This window comes from Knoellia sp. p5-6-4 (assembly GCF_029222705.1).
Lineage (GTDB): Bacteria > Actinomycetota > Actinomycetes > Actinomycetales > Dermatophilaceae > Pedococcus_A.
In genome coordinates this window covers 2,151,928-2,172,769 of the sequence record NZ_JARGZF010000001.1, presented here as the reverse complement: position 1 = coordinate 2,172,769, position 20,842 = coordinate 2,151,928, and the positions used below count along the sequence as shown (strand labels likewise).

Here is a 20,842-nt window from a genome sequence, read left to right as displayed (position 1 = left end):
GCACCCGGAGGCCGTCATGGGGGTGATCCCTGCTGCCGGCACGGTGCCGTGGCGCCGCCGCCGCGGCCAGCTCCAGGTGGCGCTGGTGCACCGCCCGAAGTACGACGACTGGGCGTGGGCCAAGGGCAAGCTCGACCCCGGCGAGGACTGGGCGGTGGCAGCCGTGCGGGAGACGCACGAGGAGACCGCGCTGGAGGTCCGCCTGGGCCGCCCGCTGCCGTGCGCGGCCTACACGGTCCTCGACCGCGACGGCGAGCCGGCCACCAAGGAGGTGCGCTACTGGGCGGCCGAGGTGGTGGGCGGCGACGGCCGGCTGGCCAACGAGGTCGACGAGGTGCGCTGGCTGGAGGTGGCGGCCGCACACGACCTGCTCGACTACGCCCGCGACCGCGACCAGCTGCGGGCACTGGTGCGGGCCGACGCCGCCGGAGCGCTGGCCACCTGGCCGCTGGCGCTCGTGCGGCACGCCAAGGCTCTCCCACGCTCGCAGTGGAAGGACCCGGACGACCAGCTCCGCCCGCTCGACCGCCAGGGGCGCTGGCGCGCCGAGGCGATCGCGCCGCTGCTCGCCGCCTACGGCGTGCGCCGACTGGTCAGCTCGCCGTCGGTGCGGTGCGCCGACACCATCGCGCCGTATGCCGCTCGGCTCGGCCGTCCGCTGCGCCTCCGGGAGGGCCTGTCGGAGGAGGGCTACGAGGAGGACCCCTCGCGGGCCGGCCGCCACCTGCGGCGCCTGCTCGAGCGCGGCACCCCGGCGGTGCTGTGCAGCCACGGCCCGGTGCTCCCGGAGCTGCTCGACCGCCTCGGTCACCTCGTCGACGCGGACAGCGATGACGGCCCCGACGCCCTCAAGCAGCTCGAGGAGGCCGCCGAGGCGAAGATGGTCAAGGGTGAGGTGCTCGTGGCCCACCTCGTCGGCAGGGGCCGCGGCGCCCGGGTCGTGGCGGTCGAGCGCCACCTGCCCTGATCGCCCCGAGGGGCCCTTGACCGGATCCTGACGGGCTGTTCAACTGGGGCTCAGGTGGCGTCTGCGCACACGTGGGGCAAAGTCCCGGGTCTGTTCACCCTCCGTTCACCCGGCACCGCCCAGCGCGTCACCCACCGCTCCTACCTTCACAGTTGCCGGGCAGTTCCGCCCGCCCTGACTTTTGATGCTGTGGAGAGGTTCACGACAGTGAAGATTCAGCGTTTCGGCCCCGTCGCGGCCATCGCCCTTGCCGGCTCACTCGTGCTGTCGGCCTGCGGCTCCGACGACAACAGTGCCGACATCGCCGCCGCGGGTGGCGGCAGCACCGACGGCTCGTCCGTCGAGTGCGCCGAGGGCACCCTGAGCGCCGAGGGCTCCTCCGCCCAGAAGAACGCGATCGAGGAGGCCATCGCAAGCTTCCAGACCGTGTGCGACGGCGCGACCGTCAACTACAACCCGACCGGCTCCGGCGCCGGCATCAAGCAGTTCATCGCCGGCCAGGTCGACTTCGCCGGCTCCGACTCCGCCCTGAAGACGGAGGAGAAGGACGGCAAGGTCGAGTCCGTCGAGGCCGAGAAGCACTGCGGTTCGCCCGCCTGGAACCTGCCCATGGTGACCGGCCCGATCGCCGTCTCCTACAACCTGCCGGGCGTGAACCGGCTGATCCTCACGCCCGAGGTCATCGCCAACATCTTCAACGGCAAGGTGAAGGCCTGGAACGACGCGTCGATCGCCGCGCTCAACCCTGGCGCCAAGCTGCCCAGCACGCCGGTCAAGGTGTTCTTCCGCTCCGACGAGTCGGGCACCACCGAGAACTTCACCAAGTACCTGGCCGCCGCCGCGCCGAAGGCGTGGACCGCCGAGCCCGGCAAGAGCTGGACCGGCAAGGGCGAGGGCAAGGAGAAGTCCTCCGGCGTGGCGAGCGCGGTCAAGGCCACCGAGGGCGGCATCACCTACGCCGAGTGGTCCTACGCCAAGGACAACAAGCTGGGCATCGCCGAGGTCGACAACGGCTCCGGTCCCGTTCAGCTCAACGGCGAGTCCGTCGGCAACGCGGTGGCCATCGCCGAGCAGGAGGGCGAGGGCAACGACCTGCGCTTGAAGCTCGACTACGCCACCAAGGAGCCCGGGGCCTACCCGATCCTCCTCGTCACCTACGAGATCGTCTGCTCCAAGAGCGATGACCCCAAGCAGGCCGCCCTCACCAAGGCGTTCCTGAAGCACTTCTCCTCGCAGAAGACGCAGAGCTCGCTCGAGGAGATCGGCTACGCCCCGCTTCCCGACGAGGTCCGCACCAAGGTCGACGCTGCCATCGACGCCCTGTCCTGACCCCTGTATGCCGCGCGGCGGGGCTCCGAGCCCGCCGCGCGGCATACTGCCGTTAGCCCCCGAAGGAAACACAGGTCCCACGTGAGCACGATCACCGGCGTCAGTGCTGCTGACGAGACACCTCCCCCCAGCCCCGGATCCCCCCTGGGCGGCGACGCGGCGAGCACAGGCCGCCTCGGCGACCGCCTCTTCGGCGGAGCGGCCCGTGGGGCCGGTGTGCTCGTCATCGGTCTCGTCACCCTCATCGGGGTGTTCCTGCTCTGGCAGGCCGTGCCCGCCCTCGCACGCAACGAGGCCAACTTCCTGACCTCCCGCGAGTGGACCGTGGCCGGCGACGCCCCGCGGTTCGGCATCGTCGAGCTGTTCTGGACCACGGTGGCCTCCTCGCTCATCGCGATGACCATCGCGGTGCCGGTCGGGGTGGGGGTGGCGCTCTTCATCACGCAGTACGCCCCGCGCTGGCTCTCGCGCCCGGCTGCGAGCCTCGTCGACCTGCTCGCTGCCGTTCCGTCGATCGTCTACGGCCTGTGGGGTGTGCTGACCTTCCGCGCCGCCGTGCTGCCCGCGGAGGAGTTCCTGCAGGACAAGCTGGGTTGGTTCCCGCTGTTCTCGGCGACGGGCATCTCCGGCGGCACCATCTTCTTCATCGGCATCGTGCTCGCCATCATGGTGCTGCCGATCGTCACCGCGCTCTCCCGCGAGGTCTTCGCGCAGACGCCCGTCGCCCACAAGGAGGGTGCCCTCGCGCTCGGCGCCACCCGTTGGGAGATGATCCGCACGGCAGTGCTGCCGTTCGGCCGTCCCGGCGTGATCAGCGCCGCCATGCTCGCCCTCGGCCGCGCCCTCGGCGAGACCATCGCCGTGACGTTCATCGTCTCGACGCTCGCCCGCGGCTCGGACTGGACCTGGTCGCTGTTCAACGGCGGGGAGACCTTCGCCTCCCGGATCGCCAACAACGCGGCCGAGTTCGACTCGCCGCAGAAGACCGGTGCCTTCATCGCCGCAGGCCTGGTGCTCTTCGTCCTCACCTTCATCGTGAACGCGATCGCGCGCATCGTCATCGAGCGCAGGAAGGCCTTCACCGAATGACGACCACCAGCACCTCCGTCAACCGGCGCTCCGCCGGCTCGGGTCCGCCCCTGCTCGGCTCCGGCCTCGGTCACCCGTCCCGTGGCAGGGCGGTGCGCGACCAGCTCGCCCGTGTCGTCATGTGGCTCGCGTTCCTGCTCGCGGTCATCCCGCTCGTGTGGATCCTCTGGACCGTCATCAGCCAGGGCGCCCACCTGCTGCTCGAGTCGAAGTGGTGGACGCACTCCCAGCGTGGCATCACGTCCCGCTACGCCGGCGGCGGGGCCGTGCACGCCATCCAGGGCACCCTCATCCAGGCCGCCGTGACGGCCCTGATCGCCGTGCCGATCGCCGTGATGACCGCGATCTACCTCGTGGAGTACGGCCGCGGGAAGCTCGCCCGATGGGTCAGCTTCATGGTCGACATCCTCACCGGCATCCCGTCGATCGTGGCAGCCCTGTTCATCTACGCCCTGTGGGTGACGACATTCGGGTTCCAGCGGGTCGGCTTCGCCGTCTCCCTGTCGCTGGTGCTGCTCATGATCCCCGTCGTGGTGCGCTCCACCGAGGAGATGCTCAAGCTCGTGCCCAACGAGCTGCGTGAGGCGTCCTACGCCCTCGGGGTACCGAAGTGGAAGACGATCGCCAAGGTCGTGCTGCCCACCGCGTTCTCCGGCATCGTCACCGGCGTGCTCCTGGGCCTGGCCAGGGTCATGGGCGAGACGGCGCCGCTGCTGATCCTCGGCCCCTACACGAAGTCGATCGCGGTCGACCTCTTCAACGGCCTCATGCCGACCCTGCCCACCATGATCAACCAGGACCGCACCGAGCTCGGCCAGGCTGCCGCCGTCGAGCGCATGTGGGGGGCGGCCCTGACGCTGATCCTCCTCGTCCTCCTCCTCAACATCGCCGGCCGCCTCGTGGCGCGCTTCGGCTCCGTGAAGAAGTAAGACCGGGCCCCCCGGCATACCCATCGAAAGACGGAAAGCACAGATGGCAAAGCGCATCGACGTCAGCGACCTGAACGTCTACTACGGATCCTTCAAGGCCGTGGAGGGCGTCACCATGACGGTCGAGCCCCGCTCCGTGACCGCCTTCATCGGGCCCTCCGGCTGCGGCAAGTCGACCTTCCTGCGGACCCTCAACCGCATGCACGAGGTGATCCCCGGCGGTCGCGTCGAGGGCAAGGTCATGCTCGACGACCAGGACCTCTACGCCCCCGGGGTCGACCCCGTCGCGGTGCGGCGCACCGTCGGCATGGTCTTCCAGCGACCCAACCCCTTCCCCACGATGTCGATCTACGACAACGTGGCGGCCGGCCTGAAGCTCAACGGCGTCAAGGGCAAGAAGAAGCTCGACGAGGTCGTCGAGAAGTCCCTGCGGGGCGCGAACCTGTGGACCGAGGTCAAGGACCGGCTGAACAAGCCCGGCGCCGGCCTCTCCGGCGGCCAGCAGCAGCGCCTGTGCATCGCGCGGGCCATCGCCGTCGAGCCGCAGGTGCTGCTGATGGACGAGCCCTGCTCGGCGCTCGACCCGATCTCCACCCTCGCGATCGAGGACCTGATCAACGAGCTGAAGTCGAAGTTCACGATCGTCATCGTCACCCACAACATGCAGCAGGCCGCACGCGTCTCGGACCGCACCGCGTTCTTCAACCTCGCGGCGACGGGCAAGCCCGGCAAGCTCATCGAGATCGACGACACGCACCGCATCTTCAACAACCCCAGCGTGAAGGCGACCGAGGACTACATCTCCGGCCGCTTCGGCTAACCCCCCTTCCGACTTCTGGCCACTCGCTCGGCACAGACCCCCCGATTCTCGGGGAGTATGCCGAGCGGGTGGCCAGAAGTGCGGCTCAGGTGCCGTCCACAGTGGGCTGCCGTCGACCTCGTCGTCCACACGCTGGCAGGAGTGTTCACCGAGTGCCGCCACCAGCCGCGACGGTGCGGGGATGCGACGGACGGGGCTCGAGGTCTGGCAGGCCCTCCCCCAGCCCTTCCTCGCCAGCGAGGCCATGGCAGCCGGACGGACCTTTGACCAGCTCCGCGGCGCTTGCGACCGTGGCGAGCTCACCAAGATCGCGCCGTCCCTGTATGCCGTGACGGACAGTTGGCGGCCCCTCGGCCACGCGGACTCGCACCGCGCCCTCTGCCGAGCGGCGGCTGCATCCCTCACGGATGTCACGCTCAGCCACCTCAGCGCCGCAGTCGTCCTTGGCCTGCCTCACCCGGTGGGCCCGTTGGGAAAGGTCAGCCTGACGGCGCTGAAGACGTCCCGCACCAGCTACCCCGACGACTGGCGGCGAGTCCTCCAGGCAGAGACTCCCGCCGCACACCTGACCGCCCGTGCCGGTCTGCCCGTGACACAGGGCGCTCGCACCGTGCTCGACTGCTTGCGCCAGCTCCGGCTGAAGGACTCACTGGCCATCGCAGACACCGCCGTGCGAGAGGGCTTGGCCTCGGTGGCAGACCTCAAGGCCATGCGCGAGTTCCAGACCCGTTGGCCCGGAGTGCAACGGGCAGACCGCGCCATTGCCCTGGTTGACGGCCGACGGGAGAGCTGGCTCGAGTCGGCCTCGGTGGCTGCAGCCCACGAGCTGGGCTACCCCACGCCTGCGAGCCAGGTCTGGGTCCACGGCCTCGACGGTCAGCTCGTGGGACGGGTGGACTTCCTGTGGTTCGAGCTGGGTGTGGTGGGCGAGGCCGACGGAATGGCCAAGTACCTCGGCGACTTCGACGACGACCCCTCACCCTCCACGACCGGTCAGCGCATGCTGCTCGAGCGTGACCGTGAGCGCGGCTTGGCGTCGCTGGGCTTTGCGGTTGCCCGTTGGGGCGCCGCGGACCTGCGGGGCACCGCAGGTGGCTTGGCGCGCCACCTCGCGAAGGCGAGGGCGAGGGCCCGTCCCCGCCAGATCCGCTGTCTCTGGCGGCAAGACCTCGGCGACCCCCTCCGAGAGTGGGCCTGGCCTCCACCGATCACCCGCGGTCGGTGACCTTCGACTTCTGGCCAGCCAGGCGGCATACCCCCGTCAAATGACGCGGGTATGCCGAGCCAGTGGCCAGAAGTCGGGAGAGGGGGGTCAGAGGAACAGGTTGCCGACCCAGAAGGCGAGGGCGGCCGCAAGGCCGGCCCCGGGGAAGGTCAGCACCCAGGCGCCGACGATGTTGCCCGCCACACCCCACCGGACGGCCGAGAGGCGCTTGGTCGAGCCGACGCCCATGATCGCCGAGGTGATGGTGTGCGTCGTCGAGATCGGGGCCCCGAAGCCCATGCCGGCGACATAGAGGATGCCGGCGGCGGTCGTCTCCGCGGCGAACCCCTGCGGCGGGTCGAGGTGGATGATGCGACGGCCGAGGGTGCGCATGATCCGCCAGCCGCCGGCATACGTGCCGAGGGAGATGACCACGGCGCTCATGACGAGCACCCACAGCGGGATGGAGTCGTCGCCGACGGCCTGGTAGCCACCCACGGTCAGCGCGAGGACCACGACGCCGGCGGTCTTGGACGCGTCCTGCAGGCCGTGGCCGAACGCCATCGCCGCAGCCGACGCCGTCTGGGCGTAGCGGAACCCGCGAGACACGCGTCCTGGCTGGGCCCTGCGGAACAGCCACAGGATCGCGGCCATCACGAGGTAGCCGACGATGATGCCCACGATGGGCGAGGCGATCATCGGGATGATGATCTTGGTCAGCACGCTGTCCCAGTGCACGCTCGCGCTGGCCGCGAGCGCCGCCCCGCCCAGTCCGCCGATGAGGGCGTGCGAGGACGACGAGGGCAGGCCGTACCACCAGGTGAGCATGTTCCACCCGATGGCGCCGACGAGTCCGGCGCCGCAGATGAGCAGGCCCACGCTGCCCTGCGGGGCGTCGATGACGCCGGAGCCGATGGTCTTGGCGACCTTGGTGCCGAAGAAGGCGCCGACGAGGTTCGCGACGGCGGCCATGGCCAGCGCCACCCGCGGGGTCAGCGCCCGGGTGGAGACCGACGTGGCGATCGCGTTGGCCGCGTCATGGAAGCCGTTGGTGTAGTTGAAGCCCATCGCCAGGGTGACGACGACGGCTACGGGAAGCCAGTCCACGAGGTCAGGACTCCTTGACCGCGATGCCCTCGACCTTGTGGGCCACCTGCTCGAACGCGTCCGCGGCGGCCTCGAGCTCGTCGATGACCTCCTTGTGCTTCATGATCGTGATCGCGTCGAGGGGGCCACCGCCGTTGCCGTTGAACAGCTCGGCCAGCAGGCGGCGGTAGCTCTGGTCGGCCTGGTTCTCGAGGCGGTTGATCTCGATCCAGTACTCCGTCAGGTCCTTCATCGAGCGCAGCCGCGGCATGGCCTCGGCGGTCAGCTCGGACATGCGGGAGAGCACCTCGACCTGCTCGGCCACGCCGGCCGGCAGCTCCCCGATCCGGTAGAGCACGACCAGGTCGACCGCGGCGTCCATCATGTCCATGCAGTCGTCGAGGGCCGCGGCCAGGCCGTGGATGTCTTCGCGGTCGAAGGGCGTGATGAACGAGCTGTTCACCTTGCGGATGATCTCGTGCGTCGCCATGTCGGCGTTGTGCTCGAGCTCGCGCATGCGGGCCGCGATGGCCTCACGCTCGGAGGGGGCGGCACCGAGGATGGTGGTGAGCTCGCGTGCGCCGTCCACCAGGTAGGACGCGGACTTGGCGAACAGGTCGTAGAAGCTGTCTTCCTGCGGGGTGAGGCGAAAGCCCACGATCAATCTCCGGTCAAGCGGGGAAATGGCCGGGGACGATGCTACGACCTAGTAGTCACAGAACTGCAATCCGGAGTTCACCCAATCCACCGGCAGTGTTCACCTCGGGACGGGGGTGTCGGGGCCGCGCGACCCGGGCGTGCGCCTTCCTAGGCGTGCTGCGGCTTGCGCGCCGCGCCGGCCTTCGAGAGGTCCTCGCCCGTTGACTGGGCGCGGATGACGCCGAGCACCTCGTCGATCTCCGCCTCCGTCAGCGGTCGCTCGCTCGAGGAGGCTGCAACGACCAGGTCACCGACGAGCTCGATCTCGTCCTGGAGGGCGCCGTCCGTGAGGTCGGCGCCGACGATCGGGTCTGCTGCCATAGCGCAACGCTAGCCCAGCCCGCAGCAAACGCCGAGAGTTCTTTGCCATGTCTTGACGCCGCGGCGCAGAGATGACTCGGGCGGATCATGCGGCTGCACCCCGCCCTAGTCACGGCGGACCACGGCGTTCATGATGGTCCGGTGCAGGCGCCGGAGGAGGAGTCAGACGTCGCCGCCGACGACCCCGCAGCCGCCGCCCTGCTCGAGGAGCGCGGCTCCTTCACCCATGCGGTGTGCCGCGTGTGCGGCTGGTCGGGGCCGGGGCGCCGCTCGCGCGAACGGGCCCGCAAGGACGTGGTCGGCCACCAGTCCCGGGACTGCCTCCACTAGCGCCTCGCGGCACCCCAATGGCCTGGACAGGGGTCCAGAGTCCTCGCCGGGATGTGTGCGCCGGGCTGGGAGCGCCTCACGGCGCGTGGCCGCTCGTAGCGGCTTCAGTTGGGACCCGGGGCTACCGCAGCCCGGCGCACGTCTGACTGTAACCGGAGCCCGCCCTCGTATGTTCCAGTGGCGGGCACTTCGGTGGATATCCGCAGGTCAGGGGCAGAGAGCTCAGAGCAGCTCGTCGGCTCGCCACAGCCGGGCGCAGGCATCGAGGTCCTCGGCGGTCGACAGCAGCGAGGAGGCCCTGCGGGTCTGCCGCGCCCCCTCCTCGGCGTCGCGCGCGTCGGTGGTGTGCGCCCGGTCGGCACGACCCGAGGAGACCACCCGGCAGAAGGCGCCGGCCCGCTCGAGGGCGACGGCGAGGTCGCCCTCGAACACCCCCCGCAGGATCGCGTCGGCCAGGCTGCGGATCTCCTGCGGACCCGGGGGCTCCGCGACACCGGCGACCACGTGGTTCACCGCGGCGAAGCGCACGCCCGCGGTGTAGTCGGCGCTCGCCTCCTCGGGGTTGCGCTGCACCCACTCGTGCAGCGCGTACAGCCTCCAGAGAGCGCCGGGCAGGCTGCGGGCGGGCCGGTCGGCCCAGAGCTCGGCCAGCGTGGAGAGCCCGAGCTCGTCGACGAGGGCCACGAGGCGGGCGGTGACCTCGGGGTCCTCGGCGGCCCGGCCCGCCCCCACGAGCACGGCTGCGGTCGCGTGCGCGACCTCGGTGACCTCCGCGGGGTCGGGCACGGTGCCGCCCTGCGACTCCATGGCGGCCGGGCTGAAGAACGCAGGCCGGCGCGGACCGCCGCGGCCGCTCGGTTCGTTCCTCACCACGTCAGTCTCCCACCGGGAGCCTCGCCACGCGCGCGGCTCGCGGGTGTGGGCGGCGGGCCGCCCGCGGCATACGGGTGGTCAGTCGTCGAAGAGGTCGGAGAGGAAGGACCGCCGCTTCTTGTGCGGCTTTCCGTAGCCGTGCCCGTAGGGCTGGCCGTGCTGCTGCGGGTACGGCGAGTACTGCTGCCGCGGCGCCTGCTGGGCCTGCTGCACGGGCGGCTGGTGCCACTCGTTCTCGGCGGCGACCAGCCGTTCGAGCTCACCGCGGTCGAGGAAGAGCCCGCCGCAGCCGGTGCACTGGTCGACGAGGACGCGGTTGCGCTCGTACTGGCGCATGTCCGAGCCGCACTTGGGACAGGTCAGCGTGGTCGTCATGCCTGGGCAACGCGCCCGGCCGGGTGACGGTTCCCCCGGCGGCCGGGGGCGGGTGGGGCACGATGGACTGGTGGGGCAGGTGACGCAGCAGCCGACCAGGGCCTCCCGCGTGGCCGGGACGGTGTTCTTCTCGCTGCTCTCGGGGGCCTGCCTCGCCGCCGCGGTTGGCCTCGCCCTGGCGGCCCGGTTCGTCATGTGCGGGATCTCGGGCTGCTCCGGGGGCGGCTTCGGCCGGTCGACCGACCCGCCGCTGACGCTCATGCTCATCGTCGCAGCGGGGGTCGCCCTCGCCCTGCCGGTCCTGCTGTATGCCGTGTGGCGGCGGCGCGCCCGCCTCGCCCTGGCCGCCGTGGCGGCGGCCGCGCTGGGCGCCATCCTCGTGGGTCTGGTCATCGGCGCCGACTGGAACGGCTGCCCGCGCACCATCTCCACCGCGACGTGCCAGGAGGAGCGGGGCCACTGAGCCGGTGCCCGCCGCACGGCCTCCCATGGCGGGAGCAGACGCCGAGCCGCGACGCTGCCGGCTGCCGCTGGCTGCGGCAGCCGGCCGTGCGCCGCCTCAGGAGCTAGGCCCGACGCGAGGCTCGCGCCACCGCGAAGGCCACGAGGGTGATGGCGCCACCCAGGAACAGCAGGCTGACGATGAGCAGCCCGGCGCCGGCCTCGTCCAGCCAAGGCACCTCGGCACCGAACCGCATCGCCGCCGAGACTCCTCGGGAGCCGTCCGCGTTCATCACCACGGCGGACCAGTTCCCGGCCTCCGGCGTCCACACGACCGTCTGGGCGCCGTCACCACTGGCCTGCGCCACCCAGATGTCGAGGTCGGTCGGCGCCGCCACGGGCGACCCGCCCGGCTGTTCCTGCCCGTCGCCGCCGGCTTCGTTGCGGTCCGACCGGGCGACACCGGCGAGGTAGGCCGCGACGTCGCCCTGCCGGCCGATGCCGACGAACACCGGCACGCCGGCTGTGGTCGACGTGGCCTCGATCCGCAGGTCGCCGAAGAACCGTCCGGGCAGGCCCCGGTCGGCTCCCGGTGCCTCGAGGAGCATGTCGCCGAGCACGGCGTGACCGGCCGAACGCCAGGTCTCCGCCGGTGTCGTCACGAAGCCGTCCTGGCGCCAGACGCGGTCGGCCATGATCATGGCGCCGCCCCCGGCCACCCCACCGAGGGAGAACAGCCCGACCAGGACGCCGACGACCGCGGCTATGGTCCGTCCGGCCGTCCACCCCGAGCGCGGTGGCGCCCCCGGTGCGCCGGGAGGCGGCGGTGCCCCTCCCCCGCCGGCATACGGCTGCTCGGGGTAGGGCTGGGCACCCGGGTAGGGCTGGGCACCCGGGTAGGGCTGGAGGCCCGCCTGTGGCTGGGACGCGGGTGGCTGGGTGCCCGCCTGGCTGGTCAGCACGAGGGCGTGGTCCGGCTCGTGCGGACCCATGTCGAGGCGGAACGGCGGGTACTGGTCGGTCATCAGGCCGACATAGGCGGCCACGCGCAGCACCCAGCGGTTGAGCCCGAGCAAGAGGTCGTAGATGGGGCGCGGGTAGGACCCCGTGAAGGCGAGCACGACGGCAGCGATGAAGGCGAGCAGCCCGACCAGGCCTCCACTGCTGACGTACTGCCACCGCTGGTCCTCGAAGACCCAGCGACCGCCGCCGATGAGGATGGCCAGCACCAGGTAGTGCGGGATGGCCAGGAGCCACCACTTGACGAGCACGAGGCCGCGGGAGAGGTGCTCGGGATAGTCGATCTCGAGGTGCGTCGGGTAGTCGGGCACCTCGGCGAGGGAGAACGGCGGGTAGCGGTCGGTCGCGAGCGCTCCGTAGGCGTAGTAGGCCACCCGCCAGGACCACCGCAGGACACCGACGTTGAACTCGAAGATCGCGCGCGGGTAGTGGCCGGTGAACAGGATGGCGAAGAAGGCGACGACGCTGAGGACGGCGAAAGCCACCCACAGGAACGCCAGGACGATGTAGTGCGGCACCGCCAGCAGCCACTTGACCAGCCAGAGCCAGCGCGAGGCGACTGGCTCGGTGGCGGCGTCAAGGTGAACGGGGTAGCTGGGCCGCGGAGGGGCTGTTGCAGTGGTCATTGCTGCGTCATTCCTCTATCGGCCCCATGGTCCGGCTCGCCTGCGTGACGGACCTCGGGGCCGCTGTCGGTGCTGGTGTGCGTGGCGAGCTGGCTCGCGAGCTCCGTTGCCCAGCAACGGATCTGGTACCAGTCGCGGTAGTCGCCGTCACCGGCGCGGAGTCGCCGGGCGGCCAGGCGCTCGCCGCGCGAGAGTGAGGCCAGGTCGAGTCGCCCGGCGAAGACGCGGTGGTCGCGGGCGTGGGTCGACCGGGCGGCCCTGTCGGCGTCGGTGACCGCCCCGAGTGGCCGGGCGGGTTCACCCACCGGTCCGCTGGAGAACAGCCAGACGGGCTGGCCCTCGAGCTGCTGCTCGAGACGGGCGACGAGGTTGCGGGCCTCGGGCATCCAGCGGCCGTGGTAGACGGCGCTGCCGAGCACCACGGCATCGACTCCGTCGAGGGTGTCGACCTCCACGGGGTCGAGCACGTGGGCGATGTGCCCGGCGGACCGCAGCTGACGGGCGACCTCGTGCGAGATCGCCTGGGTGGCGCCGTGACGGCTCGCCGCAGTGACGAGGACTGTCATCAGAACCTCCTGTCCTCGCGGCCAGTCTTCGACCGAGGCAGGGCAGGGCACAGGGCCGGATGGCCCTACGTGGAGGCTCAGGACGCCGGTGCGCCCTCCTCGGAGCGGCGCTTCAGGCCGACCGCCTCGAGGTTCAGGTAGCGCTCGGTGAGGCCGGCCATCCAGCGGCCGACGAGCTCACCGACGAGGCCGCGCTGGTCGATCTCGAGTGTCACCCGGGACCCGGTGCGCCGACGCTCCACGACGTGCCTCGCCGTGCTGCGAAACCCGGGCAGGCCGGCGACCCAGGTGAACGACCTCCCCGACTCGAGGCCGTCGACGGTCCAGACCGCCACGGGCAGCCGTGGCTGTCGGATCCGCACCCGCGAGCCGATGTCGAAGCGACCGGTGTCGAGGCGCTCGACCTCGGTGACCGACGCCGTCCACTGCGGCCACGCCTCGACGTTGGTCATCACGGCCCAGACACGCTCGGGAGGGGCGTCGATGTCGATGGTGACGCTGGCGTGCACGGCGGCTCCTGGAGGTGTGGGGGACCATCGCCCCTACCTGCCCAGCCTAGGCGCGGACCACGCTGGGCGCAGAGGCCCGGACGGCACCCGGCTGCACCCTGCGGCGGCGTCCCGGGAGGGAGGGCACGTGTCCATCACCGGGAGGCGTCGCATCGGGCCCGTGGACGCCCTCTGGCTCAACATGGACCGGCCCAACAACCTCATGGTCATCACGAGCCTGGTGTTCCTCGAGTCGGTGCCCGACTGGGACGAGGTCCGGCGCATCGCCCAGGAGCGCTTCATCGACCGCTACCCGGTCTTCAGCCAGCGGCCGGTTGCCCCTCCGCTACCGATCGGGCTGCCGTCGTGGGAGTACGACCCCGGCTTCGACCTCGCACGCCACCTCGTGCGCGAGACGCTCGCGGAGCCGGGCGACGACGCAGCCCTCCAGGCCCACGTCGAGGACCACCTCCACCGGCCCTTCGACCGCCGGCACCCGCTGTGGGAGGTGCACCTCATCGAGGGCTACGGCACCGGGGCGGTCGTCTTCTTCCGCATCCACCACGCCCTGGCCGACGGCATCGCCCTGGCCCGGGTGCTCATGTCGCTGACCGACAACGGGGCCTTCGTCGACACCCCACCGCTCCACGGAGACCCTGCCGGCCCCGCAGCGCCGTCGGCGGTGTCGACGAAGGTGTCGAAGGAGGTGTCGACGAGGGCGTCGACGGGGGTGTCTCTCGCCCGCAGCGCGGTGGAGCAGGCGGCTCGGTTGACCCACCCCTCCGCCCTGGCGAGGTCGGTCGGCACCGGCGCACGGACCGGCCAGGTGGTGCGCGACCTGCTCTTCCTCGGCAACCCGGCCAACGTCGTCGCCGGGACGCCCGGCCTGCACAAGCGGGTCGTGTGGACCCAGCCGGTGCCGCTCGCCCCGCTCAAGCACGTCGGCCGTCTGGCGGGCGCCACGCTCAACGACGTGCTCATGAGCGCGGTCGCCGGCGCCCTGCACCGTTACCAGGTCGAGCACGACGCCACGCCGGTCGACCTCGTCACGATGGTGCCGGTCAACCTCCGCCCGCTGGACAAGCCGCTCCCCCGGGAGCTCGGCAACCAGTTCGCCCTCGTCTTCTTCACCTTCCCGAGCTCGAGCGCCGGGCTGCTGGAGCGCCTGGCCGAGACCAAGCGGCGGATGGACTGGCTCAAGAGCTCCCCCGAGTCCGTGCTGACCTTCGGGCTCATCACCGCCATCGGTTTCAGCACGCCCGCGCTGGAGCGCCCAGTGGTGGACTTCTTCGCCGACAAGGCGATCGGTGTCACCACCAACGTGATGGGCCCGCGCGAGCCGCGCACCTTCGCGGGGGTGCCGGTCACCGGCGTGCTGGGCTGGGTGCCCGGGTCCGGCTCCCAGACGGTGGGGGTGTGCATCTTCACGTATGCCGGGAGCGTCAGGGTCGGCTTCATGGTGGACGCCGGCGTCGTCCCCGAGCCCCAGACCCTGCTCGCGGCGTTCGAGGACGAGGTGGAGGCGCTGGTGCGCCTCGGCCGTGATGGAGAGGAAGAGAGCCGGCATGCCCACCGACACCGCAACCCAGTCCGTCGAGGTACCAGCCACCCAGGCCGACGTGCTGGCGCTGTTGCGCGACGTCGCAAGCCAGCCTGAGTGGATCCCCGAGATCAAGGAGGCCGAGGTGCTGACGTCGGACGGGCACGGGCGGCCGCTGACCGCCAGGTTCGCCGCCTCGAGCAGCGTGGGCACAGACCGCTACATCCTCGCCTACGAGCACTCGCCGCACGGCCTGCGCTGGTCGATGGTCAAGGGCCGGCTGCAGACGGGGCAGGAGGGTGTCTACACGCTGGAGTCGGCCGGCCGGGGCCGCACGAAGGTGACCTACCAGCTGACGATCCACCACAACCTGCCGCTACCCGGGTTCCTCCGCTCGCGGGTCATCAAGGGTCTCGTCTCGGACACCCTCACCGGGCTGCAGGGCCGCTTCGGCGGCTGACCGGGCCACCCGGCATACCCGCTGGTCAGCGGTCGAGCTCGAACCAGACCGTCTTGCCGGCGCCACCGGGCCGCGGCGCCGTGCCCCACCGCGAGCTGAGGGCACCGACGATGAGCAGGCCGCGTCCGTCCTCGGCGTCGAGGTCGAGGTCGCCGGGCTCCGGACGGTGCGGGTTCGCGTCACTGACCTCCACCCGCACCACGTCCGGCCGGGGCCACAGTCGCACGCTGACGTCGCCGTGGCCGTGCCGGACGGCGTTGGTGACCAGCTCCGTGGCCAAGAGCACAGTGTCCTCGCGCAGGGCCCGGTCGACGCCGTGCGAGCCCTGGCGGATCCACCGGCGCACCTTGGCGGCCGTCTGGGGGCTCTGCGGGAACGTCGCCTCGTACGGGGCGAGGCTGTGCGACGGCACCCGGCCGACGTGCACCGCTCCGGCGCCGGTGGGAGCGGACTCGTGGGGCGCGAGCGCCACCGCCGGCACGGGCTGGAGCCCCTGCGGCTGGTTCAGCGGCTCACGACCTGCCGCTCCGAGGACGGCAACGGCACCGGCCCGGCTCAGGGCCGGCTCGGTGGCAGCCTCCTGCCCTCCACCCGTGGGGACGCTCGGCAGCCGCGCGACGAGCAGGGCGATGTCGTCCGCCCGCTGGTTGGCGGAGGTGAGCACGAGGAGCTCGGTGGCGAGGGCCTCGACGTCGGAGCCTTTGCGGCGGGCTGTCTCGCCGACGAGGTCGACGAAGGCCTCGAGGCCGTCGAGGCCGCTGGCCCGGTCCTCGACGATGCCGTCCGTGTAGAGCGCCAGCACGCTGCCCGGCGGCACCCTCACCTCAGCCTCGACCCGCTGCGGCGTGGGTGAGCCGAGGGGTGGTGACCCACCCTCCTCGAGCAGGGTGGCCCGGCCCTCACGGTCGACGAGGATGGGCGGGAGGTGGCCCGCCCTGGCCATGCGCACCACCCCCGACTCCGCGTCGAGGAGCACGTAGACGACAGTGGCGATCTCGTCGACGTCGAGCATGGAGCGCAGGCGGTCGAGGCCCGAGAGCACGGCGGCCGGCGAGGGGTCGGCGCTGGCGAGGGAGCGGACGGCGGTGCGCATCTGCCCCATCACAGCGGCGGCACGCAGCCCCTTACCCATGACGTCGCCGACGACGAGGGCGACCTTGTGGTCGTCGACCGGCACGCAGTCGTACCAGTCACCGCCGACTCGCAGGCCGGCCTCACCCGGGACGTAGCGGGCCGCCATGGCCAGGTCGTCGCGGGCCGGGAGCGTCGGGGAGAGCAGCGACCGCTGGAGCGTGGAGGCTGCGTTGGCCTCGCTCTCGAACGCGAGCGCCCGCCGCAGGGCCTGACCGCCCTGGCTGGCCTGTCCGGTCAGGACCTCCCGCTGGTGCGGTTCGAGGGTCCGGGGCTCGGTGTCCCACACGAGGAGGGTCCCCAGCCGCTGGCCGGCCACTCGGATGGGCAGCACCACGAGCACGGAAGCCTCCTCCAGGGGTGACCCGACAGCCGGGACCCTGGCGCGCACGGCCTCGGTGGACTCGAGGAACAGCGGCTCTCTGGCCAGTGGTGCGAAGGTCGAGGCGTACGGGGCGTCCCAACCGCTCCCCGCGAGCTCGTCACCCGGCCGGGACCCATAGCCCGCGTGGCCCAGGACCGCGGTCGGCTCGCCCTCCCGGCTGACCAGGACGACGGCACGGCGCAGGCCGCTGGCGGCCACGGCGTCGCGGCACAGGGCCTCGGCCACCTCGGGCGGGGTTACGGCCTTGGCCAGGTCCTGGGCGCAGCCGAGGAGCTGGCTGGTCAGGCCGAGGGAGGTGCGCAGCTCGCCCTCGCGCCGGTCCAGCTCGCTCTGGGTGTAGGACTCGGTCTCGGAGAGACGGATCAGGACGCTGGCCACGGCGCCGATGGCGAGCACGGAGTAGGTCGCCACGCGCATGGACAGGCTCGCCCACCACACAGCACTGAACCGCTCGGCTGCGAAGGCGTTGAACAGCAGGTCGTAGACCGCGAGCGAAAGGGCGACCCCGACCCAGCCCCGGAGCGTGGTGGCGTCGCGTCCGGAGCGCCTGATCCACGTCACCGCGACGATCGCGGTGAACGCCGCCATGGCGTACTCGATGCTGAGGAGGGGTGGGGTGAACGACGTGTCCGGCCGCAGGAGAGTGGGAAGCGGGATTGCGTTCACGGCGAGAAGCACCGTGAGGCCGGCGCCGAGACCCGCCGCGGGCAGGCGCCACACCACAGGTGCTCTGAGGGCTCCGGCAAGTGCACCCAGCGGGAGGGCCAGGTGGAACATCAGGTAGAGCGCGGCGTTGCTCTGGTCGTTCGTGCCAAGGGGGCCCCCGCCGGGGTTGACCGTCGGGAACGAGATGAGCTGCAGGACCATCGCCAGCCACCCGACTGCCAGGCCGGTGCTCACCCAGCTCAGGGCCGGGTCGCGCTCGGCCCGCCAACGGGCCGCAAGCACCACGAGCGCGAAGGCAGCGCTGATGGGCGCCGCAGCGAAGAAGACGACCGAGAGGCCGCGGGGTGGCACCGCCTCGAGCAGCAGGGCCACCACATAGGCCACCGAGGCCAGGGCGGCCACCGCCACGGCGGCGTAGAGGTCGAGCCTGCGCTCCGGCCGCGGCCGGCGCGGGTCGACTTCCCAGGTGGCCGGCCGCGTGAGGGTGGCGTCGCGAACGCTCATGCTGGATCGCCTGCCGGGTCGGCGACGGGGCGAGCGGTCATCGGCACTCCTCTGGCGACGTGCACCCCCCTCGACCGGCGCACCGGGGTGTGCACCTGCAGGGGGCTGACGCCAGGCGGACTCATCACCCCGGTTGGGTGATCGGGGGCATCCGCCTGTGAGGTCGACGTCGCGATCTGCCTCCTCAGTGTGTGGTCGCGGCAGGGGCATTCGCTAGGCCGTTGGACCCTCTTTGATACCCCGGGCGGTGTGCCCCGTACGCCATATCGACCCAGACCGGGCGATAGCGGCCTGAGGGCGTCAGGAGCGGCCCACTGTCGAGCCCAGCCCCCGCCGGGGGCTTGCGTATTGCGGCGAGCCGGAGGAGTATTTACAACCTGATGGTTGTAGATCAGTCCACCGATGACGACGTCGACCGGCTCTTCCACGCGCTGGCCGACCGTACGCGCCGCGACATCGTGAGGCGGGTGCTCGTGGGCGAGTACTCGGTCTCGGCCCTCGCGCGCAACTACCCCCTCAGCCTCACGGCGGTTCAGAAGCATGTGGCCGTCCTCGAGGAGGCGGGGCTCGTGGTCAAGCACCGGCACGGACGAGAGCAGCGGGTCTCGGGCCAGCCGGACGCCATCCGACGGGCCCAGGAGCTGCTTGCTGCTTACGAGGACCTGTGGCGCGGCCGGTTCGAGCGCATGGCCGACCTGTTGGACGAGGACAAGCAAGGAGAGAACGCATGAGCATCACCAGCATCAGCAAGGACACCGACCAGCTCACGATGACCGTGACCGCGGACTACGACGTGTCCGCGGATCGGGCCTGGCAGCTGTGGGCCGACCCCCGCCAGCTCGAGCGCTGGTGGGGACCACCGACCTACCCCGCCACCGTGGAGCAGCACGACCTCCGCGAGGGCGGGCACGTGGACTACTACATGACCGGCCCCGAGGGCGACCGGCACCGCGGGTGGTGGAACGTGCGCGAGGTCGAGGCGCCGCGCGTGCTGGTGGTCGAGGACGGCTTCGCCGACGAGTCCGGAGCACCCAATTCCGACATGCCCACCATGGTGATGCGGGTGGAGATCACCGACCGGCCGGGTGGGGTCACCGTGACCATCTCGTCGCGATTCCCCTCGCTCGAGGCGATGGAGCAGCTGCTCCAGATGGGCATGGAGGAGGGCCTCACGCAGGCCATGGGCCAGATCGACGCGATCCTCGCCGGCGAGCCCGCCCGGGCCCGTTCCTGACGGCCACCACAGGTCCACCCCGGGGCGCCACGACGCTCCGGGGTGTGGCCCGCGCCGGCGCGACACACACCACCATCGTCCCCCGGGCTTCAACAGAGTCGGTATGCCGCGACGGGCCGCCCGCGGCTCCCGCACCACATGGCGTGGGCCTGGGTCGGAAACGATCCGTCCGCCTGGGCGCGGCATCCCGCTTCAGGCCTCGTCGGGTCCGTCGACGTTGACCACTGCCTCCCCGCGTCCGGCTCGCACCACGATCACCGCGGCCTCTTCCGATGCCGGGTTCCCCTCGCGGTGCACGGTGTGCGGCGGCACGAAGACAAAGTCACCGGGTTGCGCGTCGATCACGTCCTGCCCGCCAGGTCCGGACTCCATGCGCAACAGCCCCGAGAGGACGTAGATGTGACTCTCGTAGTCTCCGTGGTGGTGCCACCCGGACACCATCCCGGCCTCGGTCGTGACGTGGCCTGCCCAGCTGCGATCCGTGCTGGCGGCCTGCTCCCGGTGCATGCCTGGTGTCACCTGGCCCTCTGAGCGATCTGCTGGCCGGATCAGCTTCACCCGCTTTTCGTCGCCCATTGCGCGCTCCCTGTTGCCGCGACTTGCCCACCTTCGACGCTGCTCTCGAGCGCGACGCAATGTCAAGGCGCCTGTGACGGGGTCGGTCTGGGGCACGCACCCCACGCAGCAGACGGACCCACCGGCCGAAGGCCACAACGGGGTATGGTCTCCTCGCGGTCAGGACGGTCGAACTACACCATGGTCATCCGAGGTTCTAGTGACCACAAACCCTGACCCCCCGGGCCTCTAGCTCAATTGGCAGAGCTGCGGACTTTTAATCCGTAGGTTGTGGGTTCGAGCCCCACGGGGCCCACAAACGCACAGGTCAGAAAGCCGCCGCCTTGGCCTCCGAGGCGCGTGTCCGACAGGGCGGCTTCAGCAGGGTGACGACGTGGCGGTAGTCGACATCCAGTCAGGCCAGTACAACGAAGGTGGCTTCGGCGACTTCCACGTCGACCTTTCCATCGTTCCGGCCGCCTGGTGGGCACGGACTCATGAGTGCGCTGGTGACACCCCGTGGGGCAGCGACAGCCCGAAGGGCAGGGCTCGCGAGTGGGATGGCTTGTACCGGATCCGTTCAGCGCCCGCTGGAGGCAAAGGCAGATCCGACGCCGCTTGGACCGTTGATGGAGTCGAGCAGGCGGCGTCGGTTGCGTCCGGATGACCTCGACCCTCCGTGGCGCACTCGATCCTCTGTTGGAGCTCCTGCGGCCTGGCCGGCTCCTCGAGGCCATCGAATCAGGACTCATTGATGACCAGACGCCCGTCAACGACCGCCCTGGCAGAGAGACATCGTGCGCGGTGTTCTATCGGCATTGCAGCCGGCCGCGGCTGATCCTGGTCGCCCGGGCTCCCAGCTCACTGGCCCGGAGGCGTGTAGTCGACCCTCTGCTCGGTCGCCTCGTCAACCTCCTCAGGAGTCATCAGGACGACGGTCCGGACATGGGCCAGCCCGCTGGAGTTCACGGCCAGGGCGACAGCGGCCGCGGCCTTGTTGTCCGGCAGCTCGCAGAGGGTGTACACGTCGTCCTCACCGAAGGCGAAGTCGAAGGTCACCATGCGTCCGCCCAGGTCAGAAGCGAGCTTCTCCACGACAGCCGCTCGGGCGCTGCCGCCCTTGGCCAGGACTCCCTTGGCTCCAGCGCTGTCGTAGCGCGCAATGATCATGTAACGGCTCATGTGGTCCTCCTCCAGGTCGCCA

At 71.1% G+C, this 20,842-nt stretch carries 23 protein-coding genes and 1 tRNA gene; 13 read left to right on the top strand and 11 right to left on the bottom strand.

Annotated features, from left to right (window positions below; all coding sequences use genetic code 11):
- Nucleotides 1-16: 16 nt before the first annotated feature.
- From P2F65_RS10555 to P2F65_RS10530, 6 genes are all read left to right on the top strand, one after another.
- Nucleotides 17-967 (top strand): NUDIX hydrolase, encoded by a 951-nt coding sequence (locus P2F65_RS10555; protein ID WP_275806633.1) that lies wholly within the window; start codon nucleotides 17-19, stop codon nucleotides 965-967.
- Between the two features lie 207 nt (nucleotides 968-1,174).
- Entirely contained in the window at nucleotides 1,175-2,296 is a 1,122-nt protein-coding gene (gene pstS, locus P2F65_RS10550; protein ID WP_275806630.1) for a phosphate ABC transporter substrate-binding protein PstS, read from the top strand.
- Between the two features lie 81 nt (nucleotides 2,297-2,377).
- A complete protein-coding gene (gene pstC / locus P2F65_RS10545) occupies nucleotides 2,378-3,385 on the top strand; it encodes a phosphate ABC transporter permease subunit PstC (protein WP_275806627.1) in 1,008 nt (335 codons plus the stop codon).
- Nucleotides 3,382-4,314 (top strand): phosphate ABC transporter permease PstA, encoded by a 933-nt coding sequence (gene pstA / locus P2F65_RS10540; RefSeq protein ID WP_275806624.1) that lies wholly within the window; start codon nucleotides 3,382-3,384, stop codon nucleotides 4,312-4,314. Before pstC ends, pstA begins: the two co-directional genes overlap by 4 nt.
- A gap of 43 nt (nucleotides 4,315-4,357) precedes the next feature.
- On the top strand, nucleotides 4,358-5,134 hold the full coding sequence (gene pstB, locus P2F65_RS10535) for a phosphate ABC transporter ATP-binding protein PstB (protein WP_275806621.1): 777 nt from the start codon (nucleotides 4,358-4,360) through the stop codon (nucleotides 5,132-5,134).
- 181 nt (nucleotides 5,135-5,315) lie between these two features.
- Complete coding sequence (locus tag P2F65_RS10530; protein ID WP_275806618.1) at nucleotides 5,316-6,359, top strand: hypothetical protein; 1,044 nt, start codon at nucleotides 5,316-5,318, stop codon at nucleotides 6,357-6,359.
- A gap of 87 nt (nucleotides 6,360-6,446) precedes the next feature.
- Here P2F65_RS10530 and P2F65_RS10525 read toward each other — a convergent pair whose 3' ends face one another.
- From P2F65_RS10525 to P2F65_RS10515, 3 genes are all read right to left on the bottom strand, one after another.
- Entirely contained in the window at nucleotides 6,447-7,445 is a 999-nt protein-coding gene (locus P2F65_RS10525) for an inorganic phosphate transporter (RefSeq protein WP_275806615.1), read from the bottom strand.
- 4 nt (nucleotides 7,446-7,449) lie between these two features.
- Entirely contained in the window at nucleotides 7,450-8,082 is a 633-nt protein-coding gene (locus P2F65_RS10520) for a DUF47 family protein (RefSeq protein WP_275806612.1), read from the bottom strand.
- Nucleotides 8,083-8,231: 149 nt separating this feature from the next.
- Nucleotides 8,232-8,444 (bottom strand): hypothetical protein, encoded by a 213-nt coding sequence (locus P2F65_RS10515; protein ID WP_275806609.1) that lies wholly within the window; start codon nucleotides 8,442-8,444, stop codon nucleotides 8,232-8,234.
- A 141-nt stretch (nucleotides 8,445-8,585) separates the two neighbouring features.
- On the opposite strand from P2F65_RS10515, the gene P2F65_RS10510 reads away from it, so the two are divergent.
- Nucleotides 8,586-8,774, top strand: coding sequence for a hypothetical protein (locus tag P2F65_RS10510; RefSeq protein WP_275806606.1), 189 nt, complete (start codon nucleotides 8,586-8,588; stop codon nucleotides 8,772-8,774).
- A gap of 222 nt (nucleotides 8,775-8,996) precedes the next feature.
- On the opposite strand, the gene P2F65_RS10505 is transcribed toward P2F65_RS10510, so the two are convergent.
- Nucleotides 8,997-9,581 carry a hypothetical protein gene (locus tag P2F65_RS10505; protein WP_275807384.1) on the bottom strand — a complete coding sequence of 195 codons (585 nt, stop codon included), beginning with the start codon at nucleotides 9,579-9,581 and terminating at the stop codon, nucleotides 8,997-8,999.
- A 144-nt stretch (nucleotides 9,582-9,725) separates the two neighbouring features.
- Complete coding sequence (locus tag P2F65_RS10500) at nucleotides 9,726-10,022, bottom strand: zf-TFIIB domain-containing protein (RefSeq protein WP_275806603.1); 297 nt, start codon at nucleotides 10,020-10,022, stop codon at nucleotides 9,726-9,728.
- Nucleotides 10,023-10,092: 70 nt separating this feature from the next.
- Between P2F65_RS10500 and P2F65_RS10495 the strand changes: the two genes are divergently transcribed.
- Complete coding sequence (locus P2F65_RS10495; RefSeq protein ID WP_275806600.1) at nucleotides 10,093-10,485, top strand: hypothetical protein; 393 nt, start codon at nucleotides 10,093-10,095, stop codon at nucleotides 10,483-10,485.
- Between the two features lie 103 nt (nucleotides 10,486-10,588).
- Here P2F65_RS10495 and P2F65_RS10490 read toward each other — a convergent pair whose 3' ends face one another.
- The 3 genes from P2F65_RS10490 to P2F65_RS10480 all read right to left on the bottom strand — a co-directional run bounded on the left by P2F65_RS10490 (nucleotide 10,589) and on the right by P2F65_RS10480 (nucleotide 13,184).
- A complete protein-coding gene (locus P2F65_RS10490; RefSeq protein WP_275806597.1) occupies nucleotides 10,589-12,109 on the bottom strand; it encodes a DUF4389 domain-containing protein in 1,521 nt (506 codons plus the stop codon).
- A complete protein-coding gene (locus tag P2F65_RS10485) occupies nucleotides 12,106-12,675 on the bottom strand; it encodes a flavodoxin domain-containing protein (RefSeq protein ID WP_275806594.1) in 570 nt (189 codons plus the stop codon). Before P2F65_RS10485 ends, P2F65_RS10490 begins: the two co-directional genes overlap by 4 nt.
- A gap of 77 nt (nucleotides 12,676-12,752) precedes the next feature.
- Nucleotides 12,753-13,184 (bottom strand): SRPBCC family protein, encoded by a 432-nt coding sequence (locus P2F65_RS10480; RefSeq protein ID WP_275806590.1) that lies wholly within the window; start codon nucleotides 13,182-13,184, stop codon nucleotides 12,753-12,755.
- A gap of 160 nt (nucleotides 13,185-13,344) precedes the next feature.
- Between P2F65_RS10480 and P2F65_RS10475 the strand changes: the two genes are divergently transcribed.
- Together P2F65_RS10475 and P2F65_RS10470 are read left to right on the top strand one after the other, a co-directional pair.
- Nucleotides 13,345-14,820, top strand: coding sequence for a wax ester/triacylglycerol synthase family O-acyltransferase (locus P2F65_RS10475; protein ID WP_275806587.1), 1,476 nt, complete (start codon nucleotides 13,345-13,347; stop codon nucleotides 14,818-14,820).
- Complete coding sequence (locus tag P2F65_RS10470) at nucleotides 14,729-15,163, top strand: SRPBCC family protein (RefSeq protein WP_275806584.1); 435 nt, start codon at nucleotides 14,729-14,731, stop codon at nucleotides 15,161-15,163. Before P2F65_RS10475 ends, P2F65_RS10470 begins: the two co-directional genes overlap by 92 nt.
- Nucleotides 15,164-15,188: 25 nt before the next feature.
- On the opposite strand, the gene P2F65_RS10465 is transcribed toward P2F65_RS10470, so the two are convergent.
- The gene (locus P2F65_RS10465) at nucleotides 15,189-17,849 is read right to left on the bottom strand and encodes a SpoIIE family protein phosphatase (RefSeq protein ID WP_275806581.1); all 2,661 of its coding nucleotides are present in this window, start codon (nucleotides 17,847-17,849) and stop codon (nucleotides 15,189-15,191) included.
- 380 nt (nucleotides 17,850-18,229) lie between these two features.
- Here P2F65_RS10465 and P2F65_RS10460 point away from each other — a divergent pair, with 380 nt between their 5' ends.
- Nucleotides 18,230-18,580, top strand: a complete 351-nt coding sequence (locus P2F65_RS10460; protein WP_275806578.1) for a metalloregulator ArsR/SmtB family transcription factor — start codon at nucleotides 18,230-18,232, stop codon at nucleotides 18,578-18,580.
- Nucleotides 18,577-19,083 (top strand): SRPBCC domain-containing protein, encoded by a 507-nt coding sequence (locus tag P2F65_RS10455; RefSeq protein WP_275806575.1) that lies wholly within the window; start codon nucleotides 18,577-18,579, stop codon nucleotides 19,081-19,083. Before P2F65_RS10460 ends, P2F65_RS10455 begins: the two co-directional genes overlap by 4 nt.
- 192 nt (nucleotides 19,084-19,275) lie before the next feature.
- Here the strand turns inward: P2F65_RS10455 and P2F65_RS10450 are convergent, their stop codons facing one another.
- Complete coding sequence (locus P2F65_RS10450) at nucleotides 19,276-19,590, bottom strand: cupin domain-containing protein (protein ID WP_275806571.1); 315 nt, start codon at nucleotides 19,588-19,590, stop codon at nucleotides 19,276-19,278.
- Nucleotides 19,591-19,881: 291 nt separating this feature from the next.
- Here P2F65_RS10450 and P2F65_RS10445 point away from each other — a divergent pair.
- Nucleotides 19,882-19,954 (top strand) — tRNA-Lys (locus P2F65_RS10445).
- A gap of 545 nt (nucleotides 19,955-20,499) precedes the next feature.
- On the opposite strand, the gene P2F65_RS10440 is transcribed toward P2F65_RS10445, so the two are convergent.
- Nucleotides 20,500-20,820, bottom strand: a complete 321-nt coding sequence (locus tag P2F65_RS10440) for a GYD domain-containing protein (protein ID WP_275806568.1) — start codon at nucleotides 20,818-20,820, stop codon at nucleotides 20,500-20,502.
- Nucleotides 20,821-20,842: the final 22 nt, after the last annotated feature.

Bases quoted from the DNA above. Each gene is read 5' to 3' on its own strand.
- P2F65_RS10470 (WP_275806584.1), top strand. From the start codon at position 14,729: ATGCCCACCGACACCGCAACCCAGTCCGTCGAGGTACCAGCCACCCAG.
- P2F65_RS10555 (WP_275806633.1), top strand. From the start codon at position 17: ATGGGGGTGATCCCTGCTGCCGGCACGGTGCCGTGGCGCCGCCGCCGC.
- P2F65_RS10490 (WP_275806597.1), bottom strand. From the start codon at position 12,109: ATGACCACTGCAACAGCCCCTCCGCGGCCCAGCTACCCCGTTCACCTT.
- P2F65_RS10455 (WP_275806575.1), top strand. From the start codon at position 18,577: ATGAGCATCACCAGCATCAGCAAGGACACCGACCAGCTCACGATGACC.
- P2F65_RS10440 (WP_275806568.1), bottom strand. From the start codon at position 20,820: ATGAGCCGTTACATGATCATTGCGCGCTACGACAGCGCTGGAGCCAAG.
- P2F65_RS10485 (WP_275806594.1), bottom strand. From the start codon at position 12,675: ATGACAGTCCTCGTCACTGCGGCGAGCCGTCACGGCGCCACCCAGGCG.
- pstB (WP_275806621.1), top strand. From the start codon at position 4,358: ATGGCAAAGCGCATCGACGTCAGCGACCTGAACGTCTACTACGGATCC.
- P2F65_RS10500 (WP_275806603.1), bottom strand. From the start codon at position 10,022: ATGACGACCACGCTGACCTGTCCCAAGTGCGGCTCGGACATGCGCCAG.
- P2F65_RS10515 (WP_275806609.1), bottom strand. From the start codon at position 8,444: ATGGCAGCAGACCCGATCGTCGGCGCCGACCTCACGGACGGCGCCCTC.
- P2F65_RS10530 (WP_275806618.1), top strand. From the start codon at position 5,316: ATGCGACGGACGGGGCTCGAGGTCTGGCAGGCCCTCCCCCAGCCCTTC.
- P2F65_RS10505 (WP_275807384.1), bottom strand. From the start codon at position 9,581: ATGGAGTCGCAGGGCGGCACCGTGCCCGACCCCGCGGAGGTCACCGAG.
- P2F65_RS10460 (WP_275806578.1), top strand. From the start codon at position 18,230: ATGGTTGTAGATCAGTCCACCGATGACGACGTCGACCGGCTCTTCCAC.
- P2F65_RS10465 (WP_275806581.1), bottom strand. From the start codon at position 17,849: ATGAGCGTTCGCGACGCCACCCTCACGCGGCCGGCCACCTGGGAAGTC.
- P2F65_RS10450 (WP_275806571.1), bottom strand. From the start codon at position 19,590: ATGCACCGGGAGCAGGCCGCCAGCACGGATCGCAGCTGGGCAGGCCAC.
- pstA (WP_275806624.1), top strand. From the start codon at position 3,382: ATGACGACCACCAGCACCTCCGTCAACCGGCGCTCCGCCGGCTCGGGT.